Source organism: Streptomyces sp. NPDC020917 (assembly GCF_044333795.1).
Taxonomy (GTDB): Bacteria; Actinomycetota; Actinomycetes; order Streptomycetales; family Streptomycetaceae; genus Actinacidiphila.
The window spans coordinates 433173-459365 of the sequence record NZ_JBIRRR010000004.1 but is presented as its reverse complement, the minus strand read 5'-3'; the positions used below and the strand labels follow the sequence as shown (position 1 = coordinate 459365).

Genomic DNA, 26193 nt, shown 5'->3' with positions numbered 1-26193 from the left:
TGAAGCCGAAACCCGGTGGCCGCGGGGCGGGGGGTGCGCGAGGCTGGCTCCATGTCCGAGTCGTCCTCCCCGTCCGGTGCCGATTCCGACTCTCCGTCGGAATCCCCGTCCGGGCCGGGCTCCGTGCCCGGTCCCGCGTCCACCGTCCTGTCCCCCGGCGCCGTCACGTCCGTGCGGCTGGTCAAGGCCGGCCGCGAGAAGGTCCGCTACGACGCGACGGTGCTGAGCGACGACGGGGTGCGGGTGACCGTCCGGGCCCCGTGGTCGCTGCCGACGACACGGGACTTCGGGTTCGTGCGGTTCGAGCCCGGCGACGTGTTCACCGAGCACTACTGGCGCGACCGGTGGTTCGCGGTGAAGGAGGTGCGGGACGCGCAGGGCGGCCTCAAGGGCTGGTACTGCGACATCACGCGCCCGGTCCTGGCGACCGAGGACGGCGCGCTGGTCTCGGAGGACCTGGATCTGGACCTGTGGCTGTCGGCGGACGGCAGCGCCGTACTGCGGCTGGACGAGGACGAGTTCGCCGCGAGCGGTCTCGCCGAGCGCGATCCGCGGGCCGCCGGCCGGGCAGCACGGGCGCTGGACGAGCTGGAGGAGCTGGCGCACCGGGGCGGATTCCCGGCGCTGCTGGCCGCCCAGGGCTGACCCGGGCGGCCGCCGTGCCGCTGCGGCCTACAGGCCCGGCCACTCCTCGGCGGTCAGCGCGAACCGCTCGTGGTCGCGCCAGGCGTCGTTGATGTAGAGCATCCGCGGCGAGAAGCCCTCGTGGCGGAAGCCCAGGCGCTTGGCCATCGCTATGGAACGGCTGTTGTCCGGCTGGACGTTGATCTCCAGCCGGTGCAGCCCGAGGCCGTCCGGCCAGCTGCTGAAGCATCGGTCCACCACCTGCCGCATGCCCTCGGTCATCCGGCCGGTGCCGTTGTAGGGCAGGTAACTGTCGTACCCCAGCGCAGCGTTGCGGAAGCGGGCGCGCACGATGTTGGCGACGTTGCACTTGCCGACCAGGCCGCCGTCCTCCTCGTTGAAGATGAGGTACGTCTGCAGGTCGGGGCCCTGGCGGCGGAGCAGTTCGTAGAACCCGTCGGGGTCGACGGGGTTCCACGGGCTGAGGTGGTCCACGGAGCGCAGGATCGCGGCGCGGTGGGCGGCGTCGTCCTCGGGCCTGGGTGCCCGGATCGAGACCCGCATCAGTCCATGAACTTCTTGAACTCGTCGGGCAGTTCGAAGTCCTCGGGGGGCATGCCGAAGGCGTTGCCGTCCTGTCCCGGGCCCTGTGCCTGCTGCTCGCGGCGGGCGGCCGCGGCCGCGGCGTCCGCCTTGCGCTTCATCGGGTTGCCGGACTGGCGCTTGCCCTTGGCCTGCTTCTGCTGCTTCTTCTGCCGGCCGGGGCCGCCGCCCATGCCGGGCATGCCCGGCATCCCGGGCATGCCGCCGCCCTGCGCCATCCGCGACATCATCTTGCGGGCGTCGAAGAACCGCTCGACCAGGCTCTTGACCGCGCTGACCTCCACGCCCGAGCCCTTGGCGATACGGGCCCGGCGGGAGCCGTTGATGATGTGCGGGTCGGCGCGCTCGCCGGGCGTCATCGACTTGATGATGGCCGCGGTGCGGTCGACGTCGCGCTCGTCGAGGTTGTTGATCTGGTCCTTGATCTGGCCCATGCCCGGCAGCATGCCGAGCAGCTTGGACAGCGAGCCCATCTTCCTGACCTGCTCCATCTGCTGGAGGAAGTCGTCGAGGGTGAACTCCTTGGGGCCCTTGGCCAGATTGGCGGCCATCTTCTCGGCCTCGGCCTGGCTGAAGGTCTGCTCGGCCTTCTCGATGAGCGAGAGCATGTCGCCCATGCCGAGGATCCGGGACGCCATCCGGTCCGGGTGGAACGCGTCGAAGTCGTCGAGCTTCTCGCCGTTCGACGCGAACATGATCTGCTTGCCGGTGACGTGCGCGATGGACAGCGCGGCACCGCCGCGGGCGTCGCCGTCGAGCTTGGAGAGCACCACGCCGTCGAAGCCGACGCCGTCGCGGAAGGCCTCCGCGGTGTTCACCGCGTCCTGGCCGATCATCGCGTCGACGACGAACAGGATCTCGTCGGGGTGGACCGCGTCGCGGATGTCCGCGGCCTGCTGCATCATCTCCTGGTCGATGCCGAGGCGGCCGGCGGTGTCGACGACGACGATGTCGTACTGCTGGGACTTGGCGTACTCCAGCGAGTCCTGCGCGACCTTGACCGGGTCGCCCACGCCGTTGCCCGGCTCGGGGGCGAAGACCGCGACGCCGGCCCGCTCGGCGACCACGCTGAGCTGGTTGACGGCGTTGGGGCGCTGCAGGTCGCAGGCGACGAGCAGCGGGGTGTGGCCCTGCTTCTGCAGCCACTGGCCGAGCTTGCCGGCGAGGGTGGTCTTACCGGCGCCCTGGAGGCCGGCGAGCATGATCACCGTGGGCGGCTGCTTGGCGAACCGCAGCCGGCGGGTGTCCCCGCCGAGGATGGTGATCAGTTCCTCGTTGACGATCTTGATGACCTGCTGCGCGGGGTTCAGCGCCTGCGACACCTCGGCGCCGAGCGCGCGTTCCTTGACCTGCTTGATGAACGCGCGGACCGCGGGCAGCGCGACGTCGGCTTCCAGCAGCGCGATACGGATGTCGCGCGCGGTGGCGTCGATGTCCGCCTCGGAGAGACGGCCCTTGCCCCGGAGGTTCTTGAAGGTGGCTGCAAGGCGGTCGGAGAGGGTGTCGAACACGTCGGTCGCGGATCCTCGCGTCGGGAGTGGGAAGTATCGGCTCCCAGGGTACTGGGCCGGTCCCGGTGCGGTCTGCACCCAGGGTTCACCTCAGCGCCGCCTCCACCTGCCGCGCCACCTCCGCTGCCCGCGCCGCGGGCAGCGCCCCGCCGTCCTTGCCGACGACGTAGAAGGCGTCCACCGCGTCCGCGCCCAGCGTGGAGATGCGGGCCGAGCGCACGGTCACGCCGGTCGCGGCCAGCGCCAGGCCGATGCGGTGCAGCAGGCCGGGGGCGTCGTGCGCCCTGACCTCCAGCACCGTCGCGGTGTGCGAGGTGTGGCCGGGGGCGACCGTCACCCGGGGCGGCGGGGCGGTGATGCCGCGGCGCCGCGGGTAGGCCGCCTCCCGCTCGGCCAGCCGCGCCTCGATGTCCAGGGTGCCGTCGAAGGCCCTGGCCAGGTCGGCGCGCAGCCGGGCGGTCTCGGGCAGGGCCCCGTACTCCGCGGAGACCTGCCAGCCCAGCAGCGCCACCTGGCCCTCCCCGATCGGGTCGAAGGAGGTCAGGTCGGCGGCGCGGACGGTCAGCCGGTGCAGGGCCAGCACGCCGGCCGCCTGGGCGACCAGGCCGGGCCGGTCGGGCACCGCGAGCAGCAGCTCCACGCCGAGCGCCGGGGCCGGCTCGGCGCCCTCGGCGTCGGGCTCGGTGCGGGCGTGCAGCGCCAGGACGGGGCCGCGGGTGCGGGCGGCCTCGACGGCCAGCCGCTCCTCCTCGGCGGTGGGGTCGCGGTCGGTGCTGTCGGGCAGCTCGCCGGTGTCGAGGGCGCCGGCGACCCGGTCGACGAGGTCGGCGAGCAGCGAGGCCCGCCAGGTGCTCCAGGCGGCCGGCCCGGTGGCCAGCGCGTCGGCCTCGGTGAGGGCGGCCAGCAGTTCCAGCGTGGCGGTGTCGCGGACGGCGGCGGCCACGGTGCGGATGGTCTCGGGGTCGTCCAGGTCGCGCCGGGTGGCGGTGTCGATGAGCAGCAGGTGGTGGCGGACCAGGACGGCCAGGGTGTCGGTGTCGGCGCGGCCGAAGCCGATCCGGGCGGCGACGTCGCGGACGATGACCTCGCCGGCCTCGCTGTGGTCGCCCGGCCAGCCCTTGCCGATGTCGTGCAGCAGCGCGGCGGTCAGCAGCAGGTCGGGCCGGCCGACGCGGCGGGTGAGCGAGGCGGCCTGCACCGCGGTCTCGACCAGGTGCCGGTCGACGGTGAAGCGGTGCACGGCGTTGCGCTGCGGGCGGCAGCGGACCCGCTCCCAGTCCGGCAGCAGCCGGGTGACCAGCCCCTCGGCCTCCAGCGCCTCCCAGACCGGCACGGTGGCCTCGCCGGAGCCGAGCAGCGCCAGCAGGCACTCGCGGGCCTCCGGGGGCCACGGCACGGGCAGCGGCGCCGCGGCCGCGGCCAGCCGCCGCACCGCGTGCAGCGACAGCGGCAGCCCGGCCTGGGCGGCCGCGGCGGCGGCGCGCAGCGGCAGCACCGCGTCGCGTTCGGGCCGGGCGGTGAGGGCGAGCACCGCCTCGCCCTCCTGCTCGACGACGCCCTCGGCGAGCGGCACCCGCTCGGGCGCGGACTGCGGCAGGGGGGTGCGGCCGAGGCCCAGCAGCCCGCGGCGGCGAGGCCGGTTCCTGCGGGCGCGCAGCACCCGGGCGACCTCCCGCCAGGTGACGTCGGAGGCATAGGCGATGCGGCGGGCGGACTCGTAGACCTGGCGCAGCAGGGTGTCGGCGTCGAGCACGCCGAGGGCGGTGGCGACCTGGTCCTGCTCCTGGAGCGCGAGGCGGTCGGTGGCACGGCCGGTCACCAGGTGCAGGGCGTCGCGGGCGTCCAGCAGTCCGGTGCGGGCCTGCTCCAGGCCCTCGCGGGGGGCGTCGGCGAGCCAGGAGGCGGCGACGGCGCGCAGCGCGGTGGCGTCCCGCAGCCCGCCGCGGGCTTCCTTCAGGTCGGGTTCGAGCAGGTAGGACAGTTCGCCCTGGCGTTCGGCACGGTCCTGGCACATCTCGTGCAGGGCCGGCAGCCGGGTGGGGGCCTGGTTGCGCCAGTCGGCGAGGACGGCGCTGCGCAGGGCGGACGTCATCGCGGCGTCGCCGGCGACGTGGCGGGCGTCGAGCAGGCCGAGCTGGACCTTGAGGTCCTCGCCCGCGGTCTTCTGCGCCTCGGCCGGGGTGCGCACCGAGTGGTCCAGGGCCAGGCCCTGGTCCCACACCGGGTACCAGATGCGGTCGGCGAGCGCGGCGACCGGGCCGGCGCCGTCGTGCAGCAGGACCAGGTCGAGGTCGCTGCGCGGGGACAGCTCGCCGCGCCCGTACCCGCCGACCGCCAGCAGCGCCCAGCCGCCGGAGTCCGCGCCCGCGGAGTCGGCCGCGGCGCCGGCCAGCGAGGCCAGCCACCGGTCGGTCAGGCCGGCCAGGGCCGCACGGCGCGGCGGCCCGGACACCGCCTCCTCGGTCAGGAGGCGGAGCCGGGCCGCCGCGTAACTGCCGTCCTGCGCATCGACGCTGTCGGTCACTGGGTCTCCAGCACTGGGTGGATGGGGGTCAGGAACCGACGCGTCCGGGCCGGCCGGCCCGGCCCGGTACGGGCGCGGGCGGCCGGCGCGGGCTCACAGCGCGTCGGGACCGCGCTCTCCGGTACGGACCCGGACGGCCGTCTCGACCGGCAGGCTCCACACCTTTCCGTCTCCGATCTTGCCCGTCCTGGCGGCCTTCACGACGACCTCGATGAGCTGGTCGGCGTCCGCGTCCTCGACCAGGACCTCGATCCGGACCTTGGGCACGAGGTCGACGGTGTACTCCGCGCCCCGGTAGACCTCGGTGTGGCCGCGCTGGCGGCCGTAGCCGCTGGCCTCGGTGACGGTGAGGCCGTTGACGCCGAAGGCCTGCAGGGCTTCCTTGATCTCGTCGAGCCGGTGCGGCTTCACGACGGCGGTGATGAGCTTCACGCGTCCACCTTCTTGGCCGTGGAGGCGGACGCCTCACTGCGGGAGCCGGTCGCGTCGGCGGCGCTGCGCGCCCCGCCCACACCGGCGAAGTCGTAAGCGGTCTCGGCGTGCAGGACCTGGTCCACGCCGGTGATCTCCTCGTCCTCGGTGACCCGGAAGCCCATCACCAGGTCGACGACCTTGGCGAGGATCGTCGCGCACACCAGGGAGTAGCCGAGCACCGCGCCGACACCGATGAACTGCAGTCCCAGTTGGTGCCAGCCGCCGCCGTAGAACAGGCCCTTGGCGGTCTGGCCGACGCCGCCGGTGGCCAGGAAGCCGATGGACAGCGAGCCGACGATGCCGCCGACCATGTGGACGCCGACGACGTCGAGCGAGTCGTCGTAGTTGAACCGGTACTTCAGGCCCACCGCGGCGGCGCAGATCACGCCGGTGACCAGACCGAGCAGGATGGCGCCGAGCGGGGAGACCGAGCCGCACGCGGGGGTGATGGCGACCAGGCCGGAGACCGCGCCGGAGGCGGCGCCCAGGGTGGTGAAGGAGCCGTGCCGCAGCCGCTCGTAGATCAGCCAGCCGAGCATGGCGGTCGCGGTGGCGACCTGGGTGTTGGTGAAGGCGACCGCGGCGACGCCGTCGGAGCCCAGCCAGGAGCCGGCGTTGAAGCCGAACCAGCCGAACCACAGCAGGCCGCAGCCGAGCATGACCAGGGGCAGGTTGTGCGGCCGCATCGGGTCGCGCTTGAAGCCGTGCCGCTTGCCGATGACCAGGATCACGCCGAGTGCCGCGGCGCCGGCGTTGATGTGCACCGCGGTGCCGCCGGCGAAGTCGATGACGCCCTTCTTGAACAACCAGCCGTCGGACGCCCAGACCCAGTGCGCGACGGGGAAGTACACCACCGTCGCCCACAGGGTGATGAACAGCGCCCAGGCGGTGAACTTCACCCGGTCGGCGAGGGCGCCGCTGATCAGGGCGGGGGTGATGATCGCGAACATCAGCTGGAAGACCGCGAATACGTAGACGGGAATTCCGTATCCGGGCCAGAGTTCGGAGATCCCTATGTGGCGCATCCCGAACCAGTGGGTTCCGCCCATGAATCCGGAGCCGGAGTCGAAGGCGAAACTGAATCCGTACAGCGTCCACAGGACGGTGATGATGCCGAGGCTGATGAAGCTCATCATCAGCATGTTCAAGGCGCTCTTGACACGCACCATGCCGCCGTAGAAGAAGGCGAGACCGGGGGTCATCACCATCACCAGGGCGGCGCTGATCAGCATGAACGCCGTACTTCCAGTGTCGAGCTTGGGCGCATCCGCGGCCAGCGTCGTGATGGCTGGTGCCATCGGCGTCTCCTCGTCATCCGGACGGCCCGTGCGGGGCGGTGCAGGGTGTGGGCCGGTTATCGCCTTGAGGTTGGCTCAGCCGGGTTTCGGTCGATGCCGATCGGTGTTTCACCGCCGTGACGAAGAAGTCGTCCGTGTTACGGCACGGTGAACCGACCCGTGGAGACGGGGAGGATGTATACGGGTGGGAATACGGGGACGCACCGGTGATCCCGGTCCGTCAGGCGGCTTCGGGCGGTTACCGGCCGTGCTGAATCGGCTTCAAGCAGATTCAAGCCGATTCACGCGGATTCGGCGACCTCGGGGAGCTCCACCGACAGCCGTTCGGCGAGCCGGACGACCTCCGGGACGTCGCCGAAGTCGCGCAGCGCGGTGTGCGTGGTCTTGCGGATGCGGGTGTTGACCCGCTCCGAGCGCACCCGTTTGGCGATCGTGATGGCGTGGTCGGTGAAGTGCGCGGCCTGCTCGGGCTCGCGCATCAGCAGGTGGACGGTGCTCATGCCGACCAGGTTGAGGGCGTAGGCGCGCTGGTGGACCGGGTCGGCGGAGAATCCGTCGACGGCCTGGACCATCTCGGGGTGGGCCAGCGAGGCGTACGTGGGGCTGCGGCCGGCGACGTACGCCAGGTCGCGGTAGGAGTGGGCGTTCTCGGCGTGCAGTTCGGCCTCGGTGAAGAAGCCGATCCAGGCGGGGTCGTCCCCTGGGCGGGAGTCGGCGAAGGTGTCCTCGGCCATCCGGACCGCGCGGTGGCACTTGTTGACCTGGCCCATGTTGGCGTAGGCGCGGGCCTCCAGGGTGTGCAGCATCGCCTGGGTGGTCGCCGACGCCGAGTCGCGGCTGCCGTACTGGGCGAGGTGGATCAGTTCCAGGGCGTCGTCCGGCCGGTCCAGGTGGATCATCTGCCGGCTCATGGAGGACAGGATGAACGCGCCCAGCGGCCGGTCGCCGGCCTCCTTGGCCGCGTGCAGGGCCAGGACCAGGTACTTCTGCGCGGTGGGCTGCAGCCCGACGTCGTAGCTCATCCAGCCGGCCAGCGCCGCGAGGTCGGCGGTGATCCGGTACAGCCGCTGGGAGACGGCCTCGGGGTGCGGCTCCTGGAGCAGGTCGGTGACCTCGTGGAGCTGGCCGACCACGGCCTTGCGGCGCAGCCCGCCGCCGCACTGGCTGTCCCACTCGCGGAACATCACCGTGGTGGCCTCCAGCAGCTCCAGCTCCTGCTCGGACAGCCGTGACGGCCGGCCGGTGTCGCGCGGCGGCGGGCCGGCGACGGCCGGGTGGGCGCCGGGGCCGGTCGGCACCAGCCAGCGCTGCAGGGGTTCGAGCAGGGCGGGCCCGGCGGACAGGGCCAGCGAGGTGCCGAGGAAGCCGCGGCGGCCGAGCATCAGGTCGCTGCGGGAGAACTCGTTGATCAGCTGGACGGTCTGCGGTCCCGCCCACGGCAGGTCGATGTCGCCGCCGGCCGGGGGCTGGTGCGCGGAGCGCAGGCCGAGGTCCTCCACCGGGACGACGCAGCCGAAGCGTTCGGAGAACAGTTCGGACAGGATCCGCGGGATCGGCTCCCGGGGCTGCTCGCCGTCGAGCCAGCGGCGCACCCGCGAGGTGTCGGTGCTGACATGGTGGGCGCCGAGCTGGCGCGCCCGGCGGTTGACCTGGCGTGCGAGCTCGCCTTTGGACCAGCCGCTGCGCACGAACCAGGAGTTCAGCTGCGCGTTGGGCTGTTTCTCCGCTGTGGCGCCCACGGTCAAGCCCCCATCCACTTCTCTCAACCCCTTGGATACCAGGGTTGGTTGAGTCCTGTCGCCCGTATCACCGGATCTGTACCGCCGGATTGTGCGGCGCGGGTGTGCGCGGCGTGGGTGCCTCCGGCATACCCCGGTTCGTGCGCGGCCGTGGCGCCGCGGACTCACGAACCGAAAGTAACCCCACGATCACCCGTCCGGCGAGCACGGATGCGGAAACGCCACCATTCGCCACCCCATCGGATGAACTCACCTTCAGCAACAGGCGATTCACTTGACACATGCCGCTCGTACCAGGCCGGAAGGAACGGGCGCGAGCGTAACCATCCGCGGCGGCGATCCGTTGGAGGTGTCATGGTGTTCACGATCGGCAGCATGCGGGAGAACCGCGCACAGCGGGCCGGGGTGCTGGGCGCCGCCCGGACCGCCGTCCTCTCCGGAGCGCGGACCGGCGCGCGGCGCCGTACGCACGCCTCGGCGTGCTCCACTGTCGCCCAGTACACCGGGGCATTCGGCTGGGCGGTGGTGCCCGGGGCCCGCGCGGCCCGCGGCGGCACCGCGTGCTCCTGCGGCGACGTGCGGTGCAAGCGGCCCGGCGCGCATCCGCTGCCGTTCGCCGAGGAGGTCCCCGCGCAGTCCTCCCCGCAGGAGGCCGCGGAGGCATGGGCGCAGGTCCCGGGCGCCGCGGTGATGCTGCCCGCGGGGCGCGCCTTCGACGTGCTGGACGTGGCCGAGGAGCCGGGCCGCCGCGCGCTGGCCCGGCTGGAGCGGATGGGGCTGCGGGTGGGGCCGGTGCTGCTGGCGCCGACCGGGCGCGCGCAGTTCTTCGTCGCGCCGGGCGCCGCGGCCGAACTGCCGGCGCTGCTCTACCGGATGGGCTGGGACGACGCGCGGCTGGACCTGCGCTGCCTGGGCACCGGCGACCACGTCACCGCTCCCCCGTCGGATCTCGGCGGCCTCGGTCCGGTCCGGTGGCTGCGCGAGCCGCGCCCGTCGGGCCGCGACGGGCTTCCGCAGCCGCCGGAGGCGCGCCTGCTGCTCGGCACGCTGGCGTACGTCAGCCACCGGGCCCGCGTCTCCGCCTGACCGCGCCGCGCCACCGCGGCCCGCCACACCGGCGGATCACGCCCGGCCGGGCCCATGCGTAAGGGGCGCCCACTGAAGTGTGGGCGCCCCTTACGCATGGGCCGGTACGGCGGCTGGCCGCCTAGTCGCCGATCAGCGCGTCGACGAACGCCTCCGGCTCGAACGGGGCGAGGTCGTCCGCGCCCTCGCCGAGGCCGATGAGCTTGACCGGGACGCCCAGCTCGCGCTGGACCGCGACCACGATGCCGCCCTTGGCGGTGCCGTCGAGCTTGGTCAGCACGATGCCGGTGATGTCCACCACCTCGGCGAAGACCCGCGCCTGCACCAGGCCGTTCTGGCCGGTGGTGGCGTCGAGCACGAGCAGCACCTCGTCGACCGGGCCGTGCTTCTCCACGACCCGCTTGACCTTGCCCAGCTCGTCCATCAGGCCGGTCTTGGTGTGCAGCCGGCCGGCGGTGTCGACGAGCACGGTGTCCGCGCCCTCGGCGATGCCCTCCTTGACCGCGTCGAAGGCGACCGACGCCGGGTCGCCGCCCTCGGGCCCGCGCACGGTGCGGGCGCCCACCCGCTCGCCCCAGGTCTGCAGCTGGTCGGCGGCGGCGGCGCGGAAGGTGTCGGCGGCGCCGAGCACCACGCTGCGGCCGTCGGCGACCAGGACCCGGGCGAGCTTGCCGGTCGTGGTGGTCTTGCCGGTGCCGTTGACGCCCACGACGAGGACGACCGCCGGCGCCTCCTCGTGGCTCTCGGTGTGCAGGGTGCGGTCGAGGGCGGGGTCGATGAGGGCGACGAGCTCTTCGCGGAGCAGCCCGCGCAGTTCCTCGGGGGTGCGGGTGCCGAGCACGCGGACGCGGGTGCGCAGCCGCTCGACCAGTTCCTGGGTGGGGGCGACGCCGACGTCGGCGGTGATGAGGGTGTCCTCGATCTCCTCCCAGGTGTCCTCGTCGAGGCGCTCCCGGGACAGCAGCGTGAGCAGTCCCTTGCCGAGCGAGGTCTGCGAGCGGGACAGCCGGGAGCGCAGCCGCACCAGGCGCCCCGCGGTGGGCTCCGGCTGCTCGATCGGCGGCGCGGGGAGGACGTCGAGTTCCTCCAGCGCCTCGGGGGCGGCGGTCGCGCCGGCCGAGGGCAGGGGGATCTCTTCGATGGTCCTGCGGGTTTCCTCCCGCGGGGCCTCGGCTTCGTCCCCGACGTGGGGCTCGGCGGGAGGAGCGGTGATCGTCGGGGAGCTCGGCGGCGCGGTCGGCAGCTGCTGCTTCTTCTTGCGGCGGCTGCCGACCACCAGCCCGCCGGCCCCGAGGATCACGACCAGGGCGATGACGACGGCAAGGATGACGATTTCCATAACCCGACCAGTATCGCTGCTTTTCCCTCCGGCACGGTCCAGGCCGCGACCGGGACCGTGCGCGGAGGGCGGACAGCGGCTAGCCCATCTCCTCCAGTGTCTTGCCCTTGGTCTCCTTGACGAACTTCAGCACGAACGGGATCGAGAGCAGCGCGAAGCAGCAGTAGATCATGTAGGTGCCCGACAGGTTCCAGTCGGCGAGGCTGGGGAAACTGGCGGTGATCGCCCAGTTGGCGATCCACTGGGCGGAGGCGGCCACGCCCAGGGCCGCGGCGCGGATCTTGTTCGGGAACATCTCGCCGAGGAAGACCCAGACCACGACGCCCCAGGACAGGGCGAAGAACAGCACGAAGCAGTGGGCCGCGATCAGGGCGACGGTGCCCTGCGTGTGGGGCAGCGTGTCGCCGTTGCGGGAGGCGAACGCCCACGCCTCCAGGGCGAGGGCCACCGCCATGCCGGCGGAGCCGATCAGGGCGAGCGGCTTGCGGCCGACCCGGTCGACGAAGATCATCGCGATGACGGTGCCGACGATGTTCACGATGGACGTGGTGAACGAGTAGAAGAAGGAGCTGCTCGGGTTGATGCCGACGGACTGCCACAGCGTGGACGAGTAGTAGAACGCCACGTTGATACCGACGAGCTGCTGGAACGCGCTCAGCCCGATGCCGATCCAGACGATCGGCAGGAAGGAGTGGCGGCTGGCGAGCAGGTCGCTGAACCGGGACTTGTGCTCGCGGCGCATCGCCGTCTGGATCTCGTCGACCCGGGCGTCCAGGTCGCTGTCCTTTCCCTCGACGTCGGCGAGCACCGCGCGCGCGTCGTCGCGGCGGCCGACGCTCAGCAGGAACCGCGGCGACTCGGGGATGGCGAACGACAGCAGCCCGTAGATCACCGCGGGGACGACCATCACGCCGAGCATGACCTGCCATGCCTCGACGCCCAGCAGCTGCCCGCGCTGGTCGCCGTGCGCGGCGTTGAGGATGCCCCAGTTGACGAGCTGGGAGATGGCGATGCCGAGCACGATGGCCGCCTGCTGGAACGAGGCCAGCCGGCCGCGGTAGGCGGGCGGGGCGACCTCGGCGATGTAGGCGGGGCCGATGACCGAGGCCATGCCGATGGCGAAGCCGCCGACGATCCGCCAGAAGGCCAGCTCCCACAGGGAGAACGGCAGGGCCGAGCCGATGGCGCTGATAGTGAAGAGCACCGAGGCGATCTGCATGCAGCGGATCCGCCCGATGCGGTCCGCGATCCGTCCCGCGGTGGCCGCGCCGATCGCGCAGCCGATCAGGGCGATCGCCACGACCTGTGCCAGTGCTGCCGATCCGATGCTGTAGCGGGACCGGATGGCCTCGACGGCGCCGTTGATGACGGAGCTGTCGTAGCCGAACAGGAAGCCGCCCATCGCCGCAGCCGCGGTGATGAAGACGACATGGCCCAGGTGCTCGGAGCCGGCGGTATGGCCGGCCGTTCCGGTGTCGCGTGCGGTGCTCGTCAAGGTTCGTCTCCTCGGGCTCGGCGGTGAGCCCTCACAAGAGGGTTCTGGATCTTCAAGTGTTGGGTCACCCCCAGGCGCCCACCACTCGAACGTTTTGCCAACACCCGGGAGACTATGCCTTCAACTTTCGAAACCAAAAATGCACGATGTCGAGAAAACTGGACAGACGATCACCCGTGGTCGAAGCCATGGCCTTCACTTCTTGAAGACAGATCTCCCCTGCCGGCGGCGAGCGGGGAGGAGCAGGCGTCAGGCGCTCTGCTGCTTGCCGTTCCGCAACCGCTGGCTGATCACCTTGGACACGCCGTCGCCCTGCATGGACACGCCGTACAGGGCATCGGCGACCTCCATCGTGCGCTTCTGGTGCGTGATGACGATCAGCTGTGAACTCTCCTGGAGTTCCTCCATGATCCGGATGAGTCGCTGCAGGTTGGTGTCGTCCAGGGCCGCCTCGACCTCGTCCATCACGTAGAACGGGCTGGGCCGGGCCTTGAAGATCGACACCAGCATCGCCACCGCGGTCAGCGAACGCTCGCCACCCGACAGCAGCGACAGCCGCTTGACCTTCTTCCCGGGCGGGCGGGCCTCAACCTCCACGCCCGTGGTGAGCATGTTGCCGGGGTCGGTGAGCAGCAACCGCCCCTCGCCGCCGGGGAACAGCCGGGAGAAGACGCCCTCGAACTCCCGCGCCGTGTCGTGGAAGGCGGCGGTGAACACCTGCTCCACCCGCTCGTCGACGTCCTTGACGACCTGCAGCAGGTCGGCGCGGGTCTTGCGCAGGTCCTCCAGCTGCTCGGTGAGGAACTTGTGCCGCTCCTCCAGCGCCGCGAACTCCTCAAGCGCCAGCGGGTTCACCTTGCCGAGCTGCGCGTACGCCTTCTCCGCCGCCTTCAGCCGCTTCTCCTGCTCGGCGCGGACGAACGGGCGCGGCAGGTTGCGCGGGTGCTCCGGGTCCTCCGGCAGCACCTCCCCCTCGGCCGGCGGCGAGGGCGGGACGGGCTGGTCGGGGCCGTACTCGGCGACCAGCCCGGCCGGCTCCATGCCGTGCTCCTCCAGCGCCTTGGCCTCCAACTGCTCGATCCGCAGCCGCTTCTCGGCACCCAGCACCTCGCCCTTGTGGACGTCGCCGGTCAGCTTGTCCAGCTCGGACTTCAGCTCGCGGCCGCGCCGCCGCTCGACGCCCAGCTCCCCCTCGCGTTCGGCCCGCGCCGCCTCCGCCTCGGCGCGCTCGGCCTCCGCACGGGACACCGAGACCTGCACGGACTCCAGCAGCCCGCGGGCGCCGGCCAGCACCGCGGCGGCCACCGACGCCTCGTACTGCAGACGGGCCCTGCGGCGCTCGGCCCTGGCGCGCGTCTCGCGTTCCGCCCGGGCCGCCCGGTCGAGCCCGTCGGCCCGTCCGGCCAGGCCCTTGACCCGCTCCTCGTGGGTGCGGACCTGCAGCCGGGCCTCCATCTCGGTCTGCCGGGCGTTGGCACCGTCGGCGGCGAGGCGGTCGCGTGCGAAGGTGTCGGGCTCCTCCTCGCCCGGCTCCTCCTGCGCCTCACTCAGCCGGTACGACAGCTCCTCCAGCTCCTCGCGGGCGGCCGCCAGCGTCTCCTGCGCCCGCACCACCGCGGCCGCCGCCCGCTCCGCCTCGCCCACGGCCGCCCGGGCCTGGCCCGCGTACCGGCCGAGCTGCTGCGCGACGGAGGACTTCTCCTTCTCCGCCGCGCGCCGCCGCTGGCCCAGCTCGTCGACCGTGCGAGCGGCGGCGGACCTGCGGTCCTTGGCCTCCTGCTGCCGGTCGGCCAGGTCGGCGCACTGCTCCTCCAACTGCTGCAGCTCCGCCTCGGCCTCGTCGACCTGCGCCTGGACCTCCAGCAGGCTGGGCGCCTTGGCGGACCCGCCCTGCGCGGTGTGCGCGGCGAGCAGGTCGCCGTCCGCGGTGACGGCGGTCAGTTCCGGGTGCGCGGTGACCAGCGCCTCGGCCTCCTCCAGCGCCCCGACGACGACCACGTCGCGCAGCAGGCGGCGCACCGCGGGCTGCAGGTCGCCGTCCGCGGCGACGAGTTCGGCGGCCCAGCGCGCGCCGTGCGGCAGCGCCGTGGCGGCCGGCTCCGGCCGCGGGGCGGGGACGGCGCTCCCCTGCGGGGTGCCGCCGTGAACCTCCTGGCCGTGGCCGACCGCGACGCCGGCGGTGTGCGGGCCGGTGTGGCGTGCCGCGGCGTCCGGGCCGCCGGGGGCGGGGATGCCGCCGTGTCCTGCCGGGTGGGCAGGCGCCCCGTGCGGGCCGTCGGCGGGCGCTCCGGCCGGATGACCTGAACGGCCTTCGGATTCGGGGGCGTTGGCCAGCAGCAGGGCGGCCCGGCCGGCGTCCTCCTTGCGCAGCAGCCGCAGGGCCTCGGCCGCGGCCGCGGGCCCGCTGACCGCGACGGCGTCGGCGGCCCCGCCCAGGGCGGCCGCTATCGGGATCTCGTACCCGGCGGTGACGCGCAGCATGGTGGCGGCCGAGCCGAGGACCCCGGCGATCCTGGCCTCGCCCTCGCCGCCGAGCAGGGCGCCGCTGCCATCCTTGCGGCGCAGTGCCGGTGCCAGGGCGTCGCGGCGGGCGGCGACCGCGGCGCGCCGCCGCTCCGCCGCGGTGGCCGCGTCCCGTGCGGCGGTGAACTCGTCCTCGGCGGCGGCCTGTTCGGCGCGGGCGGCGTCGAAGTGCGCCTCCAGCTCCGAGTCGTCGGCGTCCAGGCCCTCGACCTGCGCCTGCAGTTCCTCGTGCTCGGCCTGCGCGGACTCGGCGCGGTCGCGGGCCTCGTCGCGGGCGGCGGCCAGTCGGCCGATCTCGGCCTCGGCCGCGGCGGCCTTGGAACGTGCGGCGTTGACCTGCCCGTTGAGCCGGGCCAGGCCCTCGCGGCGGTCGGCGATGGCACGGGCCGCGGCCCGCAGCCGGTTCTCCTCCTCGGCCAGCCGGCGCTCCAGCTCCGCGCGGTGGCCGATGGTGTCGTCGAGGGCGCGCTGCGCCGCGTCGAGCGCCTCGCTCAGCTCGGCCTCCTGCTCGCGGATGCGGGCGGCCTCGCGTTCCATGTCCTCCGGGTCGCGGCCGCGCCGCTCCTCGGCGGGCTGGCCGGTCACGTGCCGGTGGCGCTGCTCGGCCAGGCCGATGGTGCCGCGCACCCGCTCGGCGAGCTGGGAGAGTTCGTACCAGGTGGACTGCGCCTGGTTCAGCCGCGGGGTCAGCGCCCGCACCTGCTCCTCCAGCCGGGCCTCGCCCTGCACGGCCTCGGCCAGCTCGGCCTCCACCGCGTCCCTGCGCTCCTTGAGCGCGGCCTCGTCGGCGACCTCGGCGCGCAGCGCCTCGCGCAGCGCCACCAGGTCGTCGGCGAGCAGCCGCAGCCGGGCGTCGCGCAGGTCGGCCTGGATGACGGCGGCGCGCCGGGCGACCTGGGCCTGGCGACCGAGCGGTTTGAGCTGGCGGCGCAGTTCGCCGGTGAGGTCGGTGACGCGGGCGAGGTTGGCCTGCATCGCGTCCAGCTTCCGCAGCGCCTTCTCCTTGCGCTTGCGGTGCTTCAGGACGCCGGCCGCCTCCTCGATGAAGGCGCGGCGGCCCATCGGGTCGGCGTGCAGCACCGAGTCCAGCTGGCCCTGGCCGACGATGACGTGCATCTCGCGGCCGATGCCGGAGTCGGAGAGCAACTCCTGGATGTCCAGCAGGCGGCAGGTGTCGCCGTTGATCTGGTACTCGCTGCCGCCGTTGCGGAACATGATCCGCGTGATGGTGACCTCGGCGTACTCGATCGGCAGGACGCCGTCGGTGTTGTCGATGGTCAGCGACACCTCGGCGCGGCCCAGCGGGGGGCGGCCGGTGGTGCCGGCGAAGATGACGTCCTCCATCTTTCCGCCGCGCAGCGACTTGGCACCCTGCTCACCCATGACCCAGGAAAGCGCGTCCACCACATTGGACTTGCCGGACCCGTTCGGCCCGACGACGCACGTGATTCCCGGTTCGAAGCGCAGCGTCGTCGCCGAGGCGAACGACTTGAAGCCGCGCAGCGTGAGGCTTTTGAGATGCACCGTGCGACTCTACTCGCCGCCCGCGGTTTCACCCATGAATGTGCAGGGCACATCAGACGTTAAGAGCGGGCTGGGTGTGAGGCAGAACACGTGCAGAACACGTCAAGGGGAGGCAGCCGACGGGGGAGCCGCGCAATGACGAAGGGACGCCGAAGCGTCCCTTGCATGCCTGTACTGCAGAGGGAACTGCACATGCATAAGCTGCTGCAGTTCTCACACGGCGGTGTGGGATTCCTGTCCGGCGGATCGCGTCGGATCAGGCCAGCACGGGCTCCGCGTGAGTTACGTCGATGCTGCTGAGCAGCGACTCTTCGCGCGACGCGACAGTCAGCGCGTCATTCTCGGCCTGCATCCGGAGAAGCTCCGATTCCAGGTCCTGAACGCGCTGCTGCAGCCTTCGCATCTCGGCGAGGAGTCGCGGGTCGGGGCCGCCGACGTAACCGAGAAGCGCCTTTGCCATGATGGATGGTCCTCCACGCTGAGTGACCGACCGAGAGCGGTATGGGTCGTGGGTGAGGGGTATACGCTCCCGCGCACGGTGTGTGTACCGTGACCGCTACATAGCATCTGTGGAGCCACGATGCGCGGGGCTTCCAGCGTCTCACCAAATAAGGGGACGGTCAACACGATCACAGCTCAGCCGTCGGGTCCGCCTCAGAAAACACGGTGCTGACGGCTCCGTGGGCTGCCCGTTCCGGCTACGAGATCATCCTCGTGGGGGCAGCCTGACACGGCATCCGCCATATGGCAACAGTCTGTGCTCAGCGAATCTGGAAGCCTTCGTAGCCGCCGCGCGGGTCGCCCCATATGTCGGTCACCCCGTCGACCCGCCCGGGCGTGTCGCCGCGCCGCAGCCAGTCGAGCAGCCGTTCGCAGCTTGCGCGGTCGCCCTCGGCCACCACCTGCACCCGCCCGTCGGCGAGGTTGCTGACGTACCCGGTCATGCCGCCGGTCTCCAGCGCGGCGGCCCTGGTCCACCAGCGGAAGCCCACGCCCTGCACGCGGCCGCGGACCCACGCGGTGAGTCGGACATCTTCGTTCATGTACGCACGCTATCCCTCCGGTTCCGGGCGCACGGACGCGCACTCCGGCGGCATTCGCTACAGTCGCCCCCCAGCGGTACTTCACTCGTTCGGGTGAACGAATCGGGTGGGTGCCGTGCAGGCAGCCAGTGCCTGCGGTCAGTGCAGCCTTTGGCGAACGCAGCCAGTGAGGAGCGCGGCAGATGGGGCGTCACAGCCGTCATGCCCAGCCGGCGGCACCGCAGCCGGGCCCGCGCGGCCACCGCGGCCGCCGCAAGCACCACCCGGTCCGCACCGGGCTGCTGGCCTCCTCCGCGGCCATGGCGGCCGGCGCGGTCGCCGTCTCCTCGGGCCTGCTGTCCGGGGTGACCCACGGGCTCTCCCAGGTCGACGGCGGTCCCACCGGCACCCAGGCCGACGGCCCCGCGCCCCAGCAGTCGGGCAGTGACGTCCCCTCGCCGCTGGGCAGCGGCGACACGCCGACGACCGGCCGGACCACCACGCCGGCCGGCTCGCCCTCGGCGAGCGCGGCCCGCACCACGACCGCCGCCCCGTCCGCGCGCCCGACCCGCGCCGCGACCGGTCCGGCCGCGCCCTCCCCGACGCGGACCACGGCCGCGCCCACCCACCCGGTGAAGACCACGACGCCGGTGCGCACCACGCCGCCGCCGACCACCCCCGCGACGCTCGACACGGTGGCCGCGACCCGCGCCCAGATCCTCACCCTGGTGAACAAGCAGCGCGCCGACGCCGGCTGCCACCCGCTGACCGCCAGCTCCTCGCTCGACAAGCTGGCCCAGAACTTCAGCGACGACATGGCCGCCCGCGGCTTCTTCGACCACACCGACCCCGACGGCCACACCCCCTGGGACCGCGCCAAGGCCCTCGGCGTCACCAACCTCGGCGGCGAGAACATCGCCCGCGGCCAGGCCGACGCCCAGGCCGTGATGACCGCCTGGATGAACAGCCCCGGCCACCGCGCGAACATCCTCAACTGCGACTACACCACCCTCGGCGTAGGCATCCACTTCGGCCCCGGCGGCCCCTGGTGGACCCAGGACTTCGGCTTCTGAGCCACTCCCGCCCGAGCGGCGGGCAGGCGGGCGTGGCTACGCCGGAGTGCGGGGGGTGGGCTGGCAGCGGGGGCAGAAGTAGCTGGAGCGGTTCATCCAGGGGCGGCGGCGGATGGGGGTGCCGCAGCGGCGGCAGGGCTGGTCCTCGCGGCCGTAGGCGTCCAGGGAGCGGTCGAAGTAGCCGGACTCGCCGTTGACGTTGACGTAGAGGCTGTCGAAGCTGGTGCCGCCGGCGGCGAGCGCGTCGCCCATCACCTCGCGGACGTGGGCGAGCAGTTCGGCCGTGCGCGGGCGCGTCATGGTCGCCGTCGGGCGCTCGTAGTGCAGCTTGGAGCGCCACAGCGCCTCGTCTGCGTAGATGTTGCCGACGCCGCTGATCAGCGACTGGTCGAGCAGCGCGCGCTTGATGGTGGTGCGCTTGCGGCGCAGGGCCGCGTGGAAGGCGGTGTCGTCGAAGGCCGGGTCGATCGGGTCGCGGGCGATGTGCGCCAGCGGCGCGGGCAGTCCGTCCGGATCGCCGGGCACGGTCTCGTGCAGCGACAGCCCGCCGAACGTGCGCTGGTCGACGAAGCGCAGGTCGGTGCCCTGGTCGTCGTCGAAGGTGAGGCGGACCCGCAGGTGCGTCTCGTAGGACTCGCCCTGCGGGCGGACCAGGAACTGGCCGCTCATGCCGAGGTGGGCGACGAGGGCGGTGCCCTCCTCCAGCGGGATCCACAGGTACTTGCCCCTGCGGTGGGCCTCGCCGAGTGCGGCGTTCTTCAGGCGGGCGGTGAAGTCCTCGGGGCCGGCGGGGTGGCGGCGCACCGCGCGCGGGTGGAGCACCGTCGCCTCGGCGACGGTCCGCCCGGCGACCCAGCGGGCCAGGCCGCGCCTGACCACCTCGACCTCGGGCAACTCCGGCACGGCGTTCTCCCTCTCGGCACCGGCGCGCCCTCGGGCGCGGCGGGCTGCTGACGAGCGCGGGGTCCCCCGGGCGAACCCGGGGGACCCCGCGCACCGAATCCTCGGGCCCGTGGCACCGGCCCCTTGGCGGGACCCGCGCCGGGCCGAACCTCAGGTCGAGGCGGAGGACTTGCGGATGGAGCGCCACGCGGCTTCCGCCGCCTGCTGCTCCGCCTCCTTCTTGCTGCGGCCGGTGCCGGTGCCGTACTCGACACCACCGACGCGGGCGGCAGCCGTGAAGGTCTTCTCATGGTCCGGGCCGGATTCCGTCACGGCGTACTCGGGCACGCCGAGTCCTTCCGTGGCGGTGAGCTCCTGGAGGGAGGTCTTCCAGTCCAGTCCCGCACCGAGATTGGACGACTCCTCGATCAGCGGGTCGAAGAGCCGGTGGACGAGTTCGGAGGCTGCGTCGAGGCCCTGGTCCAGGTAGACCGCCCCGATCACCGCCTCGAGGGTGTCCGCGAGGATCGATGCCTTGTCCCTGCCGCCGGTCCCCTCTTCACCACGGCCCAGCCGGATGAACGCACCCAGATCCAGCCCGCGGCTGACCCCTGCAAGGGCCCGCGAGTTGACCACCGCGGCCCGCAACTTGGCCAGTTGGCCTTCGGGCAGGTCGGGATGGGTGCGGTAGAGGGTGTCGGTGACCACCAGGCCCAGCACGGAGTCCCCGAGGAACTCCAGCCGTTCGTTGGTGGGCAGCCCGCCGTTCTCGTACGCGTACGAGCGGTGGGTGAGCGCACGCACCAGAAGGGCGGGCTCGAGGCTGTACCCGAGCCGCCCTTCCAGGAGCGTGTGGGACGAGGCCTTGTCCGTCGCGGTCTTCTGCGATGCCGAGGCATCGCGCTGCGATGACGTGGAGGACATGAAGCCTGTCACCTGCCGATCAGACCTCGAGGACCTGACGACGGTTGTAGGTGCCGCAGCTCGGGCACGCGATGTGCTGGAGCTTCGGCTCGTGGCAGCGCTCGCACGCCACCAGGGTCACGGGCGCAGCCTTCCACTGCGAACGGCGGTGGCGCGTGTTGCTGCGCGACATCTTCCGCTTGGGAACAGCCACGGCTACTTCTCCTGGTTCTCGTCGGCGCCGTTCCCGGCGCCGTTCTGCTGGAATTCCTGCAGGGCCGCCCAACGGATGTCGGTGACCTCGTGGTGGTGGTCCGGGTCGTCCGCGAGCCGGGCTCCGCATTCGGAGCACAGGCCCGGGCAGTCGTCCCGGCACACCGGCTGCATCGGCAGTGCGAGCACCACCGCGTCGCGCAGCACGGGCTCGAGGTCGAACATGTCGTCCTCGAGCTGAAGCACGTCCTCGTCCTCGGCGTCGTCACCGGCTTCGTCCTTGCGGGCGGTCCGGGTGTCGGCGTCGGGGTAGGAGAACATCTCCTGGAAGTCCGCGTCGAGCTCGCGCTCGACCGGCTCCAGACACCTTACGCACTCCCCCGTGACCGGTGCATGGGCGGTGCCGGTGACCAGCACACCCTCCATGACCGACTCCAGGCGGAGGTCCAGCTCCACGTCCGCGCCCTCGGGCACCCCGATGACTCCGTCGAGTCCGAGGTCGACGGGCGCCGACACCGTCCGGGAGACCTTCTTCAGCGCACCAGGACGCCGACCCAGCTCGTGCGTGTCGAACACGAGGGGGTTGCGGTGGTCGAGGCGGGTGTTCAGGGCTTCCTCTTTCGAACGGGCGCTCAGTGCGGTCGAGCGCGGTACGCGGCCTTCCCGCACCGCTTGCGAGCGGGCAGGCCGAATCGCCGGTGGTTCACACGGCTGGAAACGACAGGATACTGGACTGCCGCCCCCGGCCCAAACGCGGCCTTTTCACCTGCCCTGTTCCAGCTCCCTGAGCCGGTTCAAGTCGATCATCCCGGTGTCGAAGAAGCTGGTCTCGTCCAGCGCCGCGGGCTGCTGCCCGTAAGCCTGCTGCTGGTTCTGGCCGGCGTCCTGCCGACCCTGCTGCTGCCCCTGCTGCTGGTACGGGATCTGCTGCGGGTACTGCTGCTGCTCGTAGCCCTGCTGCCCGTAGTCGTAGCCCGGGTCCTGCGGGTACTGCTGCTGGCCGTAGGGGTCGGTGTAGGCGGCGGCCTGCTGGGCGTACTCCTGCTGCTGGTACTCGTAGCCCTGCTGCTGGTAGCCGTACTCCGGGTCGCCCTGCTGCGCGGCGGCCGGCTGGCCCTGCGGGTCGTAGCCGTACCGGGACAGGTCGGCCTGCTCGGGGGCCGCGGGGGCGGCGAGCCCGGCCAGGTACTCCGCGTCGGACTGCCGGTGGACCTCGGAGCCGTCGACCGCGTCCGCGGCGGCCATGTGCGCGGCGAGGTCGTCGATCGGGTTGTGCCCGGTGAGCTTGAGCCGGCCGCGGCCGACCGCCTCCAGGGTCTTGCTGAGCACCGCCTCGAAGGCGCCGAGCTTGGTGTCCACGTAGGCGTCGGCGAGCTGCCGCAGGGTCTCCGGGTCGCTGCTGCGCTCGGGCGCGTCCGGGTCGTCCTCGACGTCGCCGCCGTAGCCGTCCGGGTCGTACGCGCCGCGGCCGAGCAGCTTCTCGCGGCCGCGGTCGACGGCGCCGATGGTCTTGGTCAGCACGACCTCGAAGTTGGCCAGCTTGCTGTCCACGTAGTCGTCGGCCTCGGCCCGGATCTCCTCGGCCTCGCGGCGGGCCTCGGCGAGGATCCGGTCGGCCTCGTCCTGCGACTGCCGGGCGATCTGGGTGTCGGAGACCAGCGAGCCGCGCTCGGCGTGCGCGGACTCGATGATCCGCTGCGCCTCGGCGTGGGCCTCGTGCACCATCTGCTCGCGGTCGCCGAGCAGTTCCTCGGCCTGGGCCAGCGAGGAGGGCAGCGCGGCGGACACCTCTTCGAGCATGGCCAGCAGGTCGGCCCGGTTCACCACGCAGGAGGCCGACATCGGCATGGACCGGGCATTGGCCACGGTCGCCACGATCTCATCGAGCTTCTTCTGGACGTCCACGACGAAGAGCCTAGCGCTGCTTCAGCTTTGCGTTGAGCGCCTCCAGGACCGGCCCGGGCACCAAGTGCGAGATGTCCCCGCCCCATTGGGCCACTTCCTTGACGAGGCTGGAGGACAGGAAGCTGTACGCGGGGTTGGTGGGGACGAAGAGGGTCTCCACGCCGGACAGGCCGATGTTCATCTGGGCCATCTGCAGCTCGTAGTCGAAGTCGCTGACGGCGCGCAGGCCCTTGACGATGGCGGGGATGTCGCGCTGCTTGCAGAAGTCGACGAGCAGGCCGTGGAAGGCCTCCACCTCGACGTTGCCGAGGTCGGCGGTGACCTCCTCGATCAGCGCGATGCGCTCCTCGACCGGGAACAGGCCCTTCTTGGACTGGTTGATCATCACGGCGACGTGCACCGTGTCGTACAGCCGGGCGGCACGGGCGATGATGTCCAGGTGTCCGTTGGTGATGGGGTCGAAGGACCCCGGACAGACTGCGCGGCGCAAGACTGTCTCCTCGCTCTGCGTACGGGCATGGCGGGTCATGGCGGGCTCACGTCGTTCGGCGGGCTCATGACCCCGCGGTAACTTGGGCGGCGCGACCGTACCAAAGAGTCGCTTCCCCGTACCGGCGGGCACGCAGGCCCTCGAACCCCTGCGGCCAGCCGAACTCACCGCCCCGGGTCCTGCGCTCCACGGTGACCAGCGCATCCCCGGTGAGCCAGTGGTTGGCCACGAGTGTGAGCAGGATCTCCCGCAGTTCGGCGTCGGGGACGTCGTACGGCGGGTCCAGGAACAGGACGTCGTAGGGCTGTGCGGGCGCGGGTCCTTCGGCGGTCTTCTCGGCCCGGCCGGGCCGGACCTCGGCGCCGGGCAGGCCGATCGCGGCGGCGTTCTCCCGGACGGTCCGTGCGGCGCGGGCGTCGGCCTCGACCAGCAGCACGTGGGCGGCGCCACGGGACAGCGCCTCCAGCCCGACCGCGCCGGAGCCGGCGTACAGGTCGGCCACCCGCGCGCCCTCCAGGGTGCCGCGCAGCGACTGCCAGGTGGAGAACAGCCCTTCCCTGGCCCGGTCCGAGGTGGGCCGGGTCCCGGTGCCCGGGGGCACGGCGAGGCGCCGCCCTCCGGCGGCACCGGCGATCACGCGGGTCATGAACTGCTCACGCAGCCGACACTACCGCCTGCCGCCCGGCCGCACCGGTCACCCCTTGTCGAGGAACTCCTCGCGGTCGGCGTCGAGCAGGCTCTGCAGGGCGCTGCGCAGGTCCGGGTGGCCGGTCAGTTCGGGGTCGGCGTCGACCAGCGCGGTGGCCTCCTCGCGGGCCGCCTCGATGACGTCCCGGTCGTCCATCACCGCCAGCACGCGCAGCGAGGAGCGGGCGCCGGACTGGGCCTGGCCGAGCACGTCGCCCTCGCGGCGCTGCTGGAGGTCGATCTCGGAGAGCGCGAAGCCGTCGAGGGTGCCGGCGACGGCGTCCAGCCGGGCGCGGGCCGGGCTCGCCTCGGGCGCCTCGGAGACCAGCAGGCACAGCCCGGGGGCGGAGCCGCGGCCGACCCGGCCGCGCAGCTGGTGCAGCTGGGAGACGCCGAACCGGTCGGCGTCCATGATCACCATCGCGGTGGCGTTGGGCACGTTGACGCCGACCTCGATGACGGTGGTGGCCACCAGCACGTCCACCTCGCCGGCCGCGAAGCCGCGCATCACCTCGTCCTTGGCGTCGGGCGCCATCCTGCCGTGCAGCACCTGGACCCGCAGGCCGCTCAGCGGCCCGGAGGCCAGCTGGTCGGCGACGTCGGTCACCGCGAGCGGCGGCCGGCGCTCCTCGTCGTCGGGCTGCTCGGCGGCCTTGCCGCCCTTCTTCCCCGCGCCCGCACGCCCGCCGCCCGCGGTCTCCGCCGGGTCCTCGGCGTCGCCGATCCGGGGGCACACCACGTACGCCTGGTGCCCGTTGCCGACCTCCTCGCGCACCCGCTCCCAGGCGCGGGCCAGGAAGTGCGGCTTCTCCGCGGCCGGTACGACATGGCTGGCGATCGGGGAGCGCCCGGCGGGCAGCTGGTCGAGCACGGAGGTGTCGAGGTCGCCGAAAACGGTCATGGCCACGGTGCGCGGGATCGGCGTCGCGGTCATCACCAGCAGGTGCGGCGGCTGCTTGCCCTTGCCGCGCAGCGCGTCGCGCTGCTCGACGCCGAAGCGGTGCTGCTCGTCCACCACGACCAGGCCCAGGTCGTGGAACTGCACCTTGTCCTCGATGAGGGCGTGGGTGCCGATCACGATGCCGGCCTCGCCGGTCACCAGGTCGAGCAGCGCGGCACGGCGGGCCGCGGTGCCCATCGAGCCGGTGAGCAGCACCACCTTGGTGCCGGTGTCGGAGCCGCCGAGCATGCCGGCCTCGGCGAGGTCGCCCATCATCTCGGTGACCGAGCGGTGGTGCTGCTGGGCGAGCACCTCGGTGGGCGCGAGCAGCGCGGCCTGGCCGCCGGCGTCCACCACGCCGAGCATCGCCCGCAGCGCCACCATCGTCTTTCCGGAGCCGACCTCGCCCTGCAGCAGCCGGTGCATGGGGTGTTCGGCGGCCAGGTCGGCGAAGATCTCGGCGGAGACGGCCTGCTGGCCCTCGGTGAGGGTGAACGGCAGCTTGGCGTCGAAGGCGGTGAGCAGGCCGTCGGCGGCGGGCCGGCGCGGCACCGCGGGCAGCGCGGAGTCGGCGGCCCTGCGGCGGGCCAGCGCGACCTGCAGCACGAACGCCTCGTCCCACTTGAGCCGGTGGCGCGCCTGTGCGATGTCCTGCTTGGAGCGCGGCCGGTGGATCTTCTCCAGGGCCTCGGGCAGCGGCGCGAGGCCGCGGTGGGAGCGCAACTGGTCCGGCAGCGGCTCGCCGACGCCCGCCCAGCCGGTGGCGGCCAGCGAGTTGAGCGCGGTGTCGACGGCCTGGGCGATGCGCCAGGAGGTGATCTGCTTGCAGGCCGGGTAGAGCGGGATCAGCCGGTTGGCGAAGGCGTCGACCGCCTCGCGGGCCTCGGTGCCGTCCTCGGCGTCCAGCAACTGGTAGTCGGGGTGGGCGAGTTGGCGCACCCGGTTGAAGACGGACACCTTGCCGGAGAACATCCCGCGGCGGCCGGGGATGAGCCGGTGGGCGTGGGCGTGCGCGGCCTTGCTGAAGAAGACCAGGGTGAGCGAGCCGCTGCCGTCGGTCACCACGACCTCCAGCCGGACGCCCTTGCCGCCGCCGTAGGTGCGCTTGTCGGCCTTGGCGATCTGGGCGACGACGGTGACGTACTCGTCGACGGGCAGGTCGGCGAGTCTGGTCAGCTCGCCGCGCTCGGCGTACCGCCGCGGATAGTGGTGCAGCAGGTCGCCGGTGGTGTGCAGGTCGAGATGCTCGCCGAGCACCTTGGCCGTGCGGTCGCCGACGAGATCGCGGAGCCGGTCGTCGAGGGGGTTCGCGGTCATCCCTGCCATCTTCGCGCACCC

Annotated in this window: 21 protein-coding genes and 1 pseudogene; 3 read left to right on the top strand and 19 right to left on the bottom strand. The window is 72.6% G+C overall.

Going from position 1 to position 26193, the window contains the following annotated elements; translation table 11 throughout:
• The first annotated feature begins 51 nt into the window (after nucleotides 1–51).
• Complete coding sequence (locus ACH4TG_RS11895; RefSeq protein ID WP_398242036.1) at nucleotides 52–645, top strand: DUF402 domain-containing protein; 594 nt, start codon at nucleotides 52–54, stop codon at nucleotides 643–645.
• Between the two features lie 27 nt (nucleotides 646–672).
• On the opposite strand, the gene ACH4TG_RS11890 is transcribed toward ACH4TG_RS11895, so the two are convergent.
• The 6 genes from ACH4TG_RS11890 to ACH4TG_RS11865 form a co-directional block, all read right to left on the bottom strand.
• Nucleotides 673–1188 carry a GNAT family N-acetyltransferase gene (locus ACH4TG_RS11890; RefSeq protein WP_398242035.1) on the bottom strand — a complete coding sequence of 172 codons (516 nt, stop codon included), beginning with the start codon at nucleotides 1186–1188 and terminating at the stop codon, nucleotides 673–675.
• Nucleotides 1188–2738, bottom strand: a complete 1551-nt coding sequence (gene ffh, locus ACH4TG_RS11885) for a signal recognition particle protein (RefSeq protein WP_398242034.1) — start codon at nucleotides 2736–2738, stop codon at nucleotides 1188–1190. The genes ACH4TG_RS11890 and ffh overlap by 1 nt, the downstream gene beginning before the upstream one ends.
• A gap of 85 nt (nucleotides 2739–2823) precedes the next feature.
• Nucleotides 2824–5262 (bottom strand): [protein-PII] uridylyltransferase, encoded by a 2439-nt coding sequence (locus ACH4TG_RS11880; protein ID WP_398242033.1) that lies wholly within the window; start codon nucleotides 5260–5262, stop codon nucleotides 2824–2826.
• 93 nt (nucleotides 5263–5355) lie between these two features.
• Nucleotides 5356–5694, bottom strand: coding sequence for a P-II family nitrogen regulator (locus ACH4TG_RS11875; RefSeq protein ID WP_398242032.1), 339 nt, complete (start codon nucleotides 5692–5694; stop codon nucleotides 5356–5358).
• Nucleotides 5691–7034, bottom strand: coding sequence for an ammonium transporter (locus ACH4TG_RS11870; RefSeq protein WP_398242031.1), 1344 nt, complete (start codon nucleotides 7032–7034; stop codon nucleotides 5691–5693). Before ACH4TG_RS11870 ends, ACH4TG_RS11875 begins: the two co-directional genes overlap by 4 nt.
• Before the next feature lie 281 nt (nucleotides 7035–7315).
• On the bottom strand, nucleotides 7316–8791 hold the full coding sequence (locus ACH4TG_RS11865) for a hypothetical protein (protein WP_398242030.1): 1476 nt from the start codon (nucleotides 8789–8791) through the stop codon (nucleotides 7316–7318).
• A 336-nt stretch (nucleotides 8792–9127) separates the two neighbouring features.
• Between ACH4TG_RS11865 and ACH4TG_RS11860 the strand changes: the two genes are divergently transcribed.
• Nucleotides 9128–9859 (top strand): bifunctional DNA primase/polymerase, encoded by a 732-nt coding sequence (locus tag ACH4TG_RS11860; protein WP_398242029.1) that lies wholly within the window; start codon nucleotides 9128–9130, stop codon nucleotides 9857–9859.
• A 121-nt stretch (nucleotides 9860–9980) separates the two neighbouring features.
• Here ACH4TG_RS11860 and ftsY read toward each other — a convergent pair whose 3' ends face one another.
• From ftsY to ACH4TG_RS11835, 5 genes are all read right to left on the bottom strand, one after another.
• Nucleotides 9981–11198, bottom strand: a complete 1218-nt coding sequence (ftsY, locus tag ACH4TG_RS11855; RefSeq protein WP_398242028.1) for a signal recognition particle-docking protein FtsY — start codon at nucleotides 11196–11198, stop codon at nucleotides 9981–9983.
• Between the two features lie 79 nt (nucleotides 11199–11277).
• Nucleotides 11278–12693: a sugar porter family MFS transporter gene (locus ACH4TG_RS11850; protein WP_398242027.1), complete on the bottom strand. Its 1416-nt coding sequence runs from the start codon at nucleotides 12691–12693 to the stop codon at nucleotides 11278–11280.
• Between the two features lie 249 nt (nucleotides 12694–12942).
• On the bottom strand, nucleotides 12943–16740 hold the full coding sequence (locus tag ACH4TG_RS11845) for an AAA family ATPase (RefSeq protein WP_398242026.1): 3798 nt from the start codon (nucleotides 16738–16740) through the stop codon (nucleotides 12943–12945).
• Nucleotides 16741–16996: 256 nt separating this feature from the next.
• Nucleotides 16997–17200: a hypothetical protein gene (locus ACH4TG_RS11840; protein WP_398242025.1), complete on the bottom strand. Its 204-nt coding sequence runs from the start codon at nucleotides 17198–17200 to the stop codon at nucleotides 16997–16999.
• A 301-nt stretch (nucleotides 17201–17501) separates the two neighbouring features.
• On the bottom strand, nucleotides 17502–17783 hold the full coding sequence (locus ACH4TG_RS11835) for an acylphosphatase (RefSeq protein WP_398242024.1): 282 nt from the start codon (nucleotides 17781–17783) through the stop codon (nucleotides 17502–17504).
• Nucleotides 17784–17965: 182 nt separating this feature from the next.
• Here ACH4TG_RS11835 and ACH4TG_RS11830 point away from each other — a divergent pair, with 182 nt between their 5' ends.
• Entirely contained in the window at nucleotides 17966–18835 is an 870-nt protein-coding gene (locus ACH4TG_RS11830) for a CAP domain-containing protein (protein WP_398242023.1), read from the top strand.
• 36 nt (nucleotides 18836–18871) lie between these two features.
• Here the strand turns inward: ACH4TG_RS11830 and mutM are convergent, their stop codons facing one another.
• The 8 genes and pseudogenes from mutM to recG form a co-directional block, all read right to left on the bottom strand.
• Nucleotides 18872–19738 carry a bifunctional DNA-formamidopyrimidine glycosylase/DNA-(apurinic or apyrimidinic site) lyase gene (gene mutM / locus ACH4TG_RS11825; RefSeq protein ID WP_398242022.1) on the bottom strand — a complete coding sequence of 289 codons (867 nt, stop codon included), beginning with the start codon at nucleotides 19736–19738 and terminating at the stop codon, nucleotides 18872–18874.
• A gap of 162 nt (nucleotides 19739–19900) precedes the next feature.
• A pseudogene (gene rnc / locus ACH4TG_RS11820) lies at nucleotides 19901–20653 on the bottom strand (ribonuclease III); the annotation flags it as partial.
• 7 nt (nucleotides 20654–20660) lie between these two features.
• Nucleotides 20661–20834, bottom strand: coding sequence for a 50S ribosomal protein L32 (gene rpmF / locus ACH4TG_RS11815; RefSeq protein ID WP_093787525.1), 174 nt, complete (start codon nucleotides 20832–20834; stop codon nucleotides 20661–20663).
• 2 nt (nucleotides 20835–20836) lie between these two features.
• Nucleotides 20837–21442, bottom strand: a complete 606-nt coding sequence (locus ACH4TG_RS11810) for a YceD family protein (protein ID WP_398242140.1) — start codon at nucleotides 21440–21442, stop codon at nucleotides 20837–20839.
• 153 nt (nucleotides 21443–21595) lie between these two features.
• Nucleotides 21596–22738 (bottom strand): ATP synthase F0 subunit B, encoded by a 1143-nt coding sequence (locus ACH4TG_RS11805; RefSeq protein ID WP_398242021.1) that lies wholly within the window; start codon nucleotides 22736–22738, stop codon nucleotides 21596–21598.
• Nucleotides 22739–22748: 10 nt separating this feature from the next.
• Nucleotides 22749–23228, bottom strand: coding sequence for a pantetheine-phosphate adenylyltransferase (gene coaD / locus ACH4TG_RS11800; protein WP_398242020.1), 480 nt, complete (start codon nucleotides 23226–23228; stop codon nucleotides 22749–22751).
• A gap of 64 nt (nucleotides 23229–23292) precedes the next feature.
• Nucleotides 23293–23874: a 16S rRNA (guanine(966)-N(2))-methyltransferase RsmD gene (gene rsmD, locus ACH4TG_RS11795; protein ID WP_398242019.1), complete on the bottom strand. Its 582-nt coding sequence runs from the start codon at nucleotides 23872–23874 to the stop codon at nucleotides 23293–23295.
• A 48-nt stretch (nucleotides 23875–23922) separates the two neighbouring features.
• Nucleotides 23923–26172: an ATP-dependent DNA helicase RecG gene (gene recG / locus ACH4TG_RS11790; RefSeq protein WP_398242018.1), complete on the bottom strand. Its 2250-nt coding sequence runs from the start codon at nucleotides 26170–26172 to the stop codon at nucleotides 23923–23925.
• Between the last annotated feature and the right edge of the window lie 21 nt (nucleotides 26173–26193).

Coding starts and splice junctions, on each gene's coding strand:
- ACH4TG_RS11895 (WP_398242036.1), top strand. CDS start 52: ATGTCCGAGTCGTCCTCCCCGTCCGGTGCCGATTCCGACTCTCCGTCG.
- ACH4TG_RS11890 (WP_398242035.1), bottom strand. CDS start 1,188: ATGCGGGTCTCGATCCGGGCACCCAGGCCCGAGGACGACGCCGCCCAC.
- ACH4TG_RS11870 (WP_398242031.1), bottom strand. CDS start 7,034: ATGGCACCAGCCATCACGACGCTGGCCGCGGATGCGCCCAAGCTCGAC.
- ACH4TG_RS11860 (WP_398242029.1), top strand. CDS start 9,128: ATGGTGTTCACGATCGGCAGCATGCGGGAGAACCGCGCACAGCGGGCC.
- ftsY (WP_398242028.1), bottom strand. CDS start 11,198: ATGGAAATCGTCATCCTTGCCGTCGTCATCGCCCTGGTCGTGATCCTC.
- ACH4TG_RS11840 (WP_398242025.1), bottom strand. CDS start 17,200: ATGGCAAAGGCGCTTCTCGGTTACGTCGGCGGCCCCGACCCGCGACTC.
- ACH4TG_RS11835 (WP_398242024.1), bottom strand. CDS start 17,783: ATGAACGAAGATGTCCGACTCACCGCGTGGGTCCGCGGCCGCGTGCAG.
- ACH4TG_RS11830 (WP_398242023.1), top strand. CDS start 17,966: ATGGGGCGTCACAGCCGTCATGCCCAGCCGGCGGCACCGCAGCCGGGC.
- rsmD (WP_398242019.1), bottom strand. CDS start 23,874: ATGACCCGCGTGATCGCCGGTGCCGCCGGAGGGCGGCGCCTCGCCGTG.
- recG (WP_398242018.1), bottom strand. CDS start 26,172: ATGACCGCGAACCCCCTCGACGACCGGCTCCGCGATCTCGTCGGCGAC.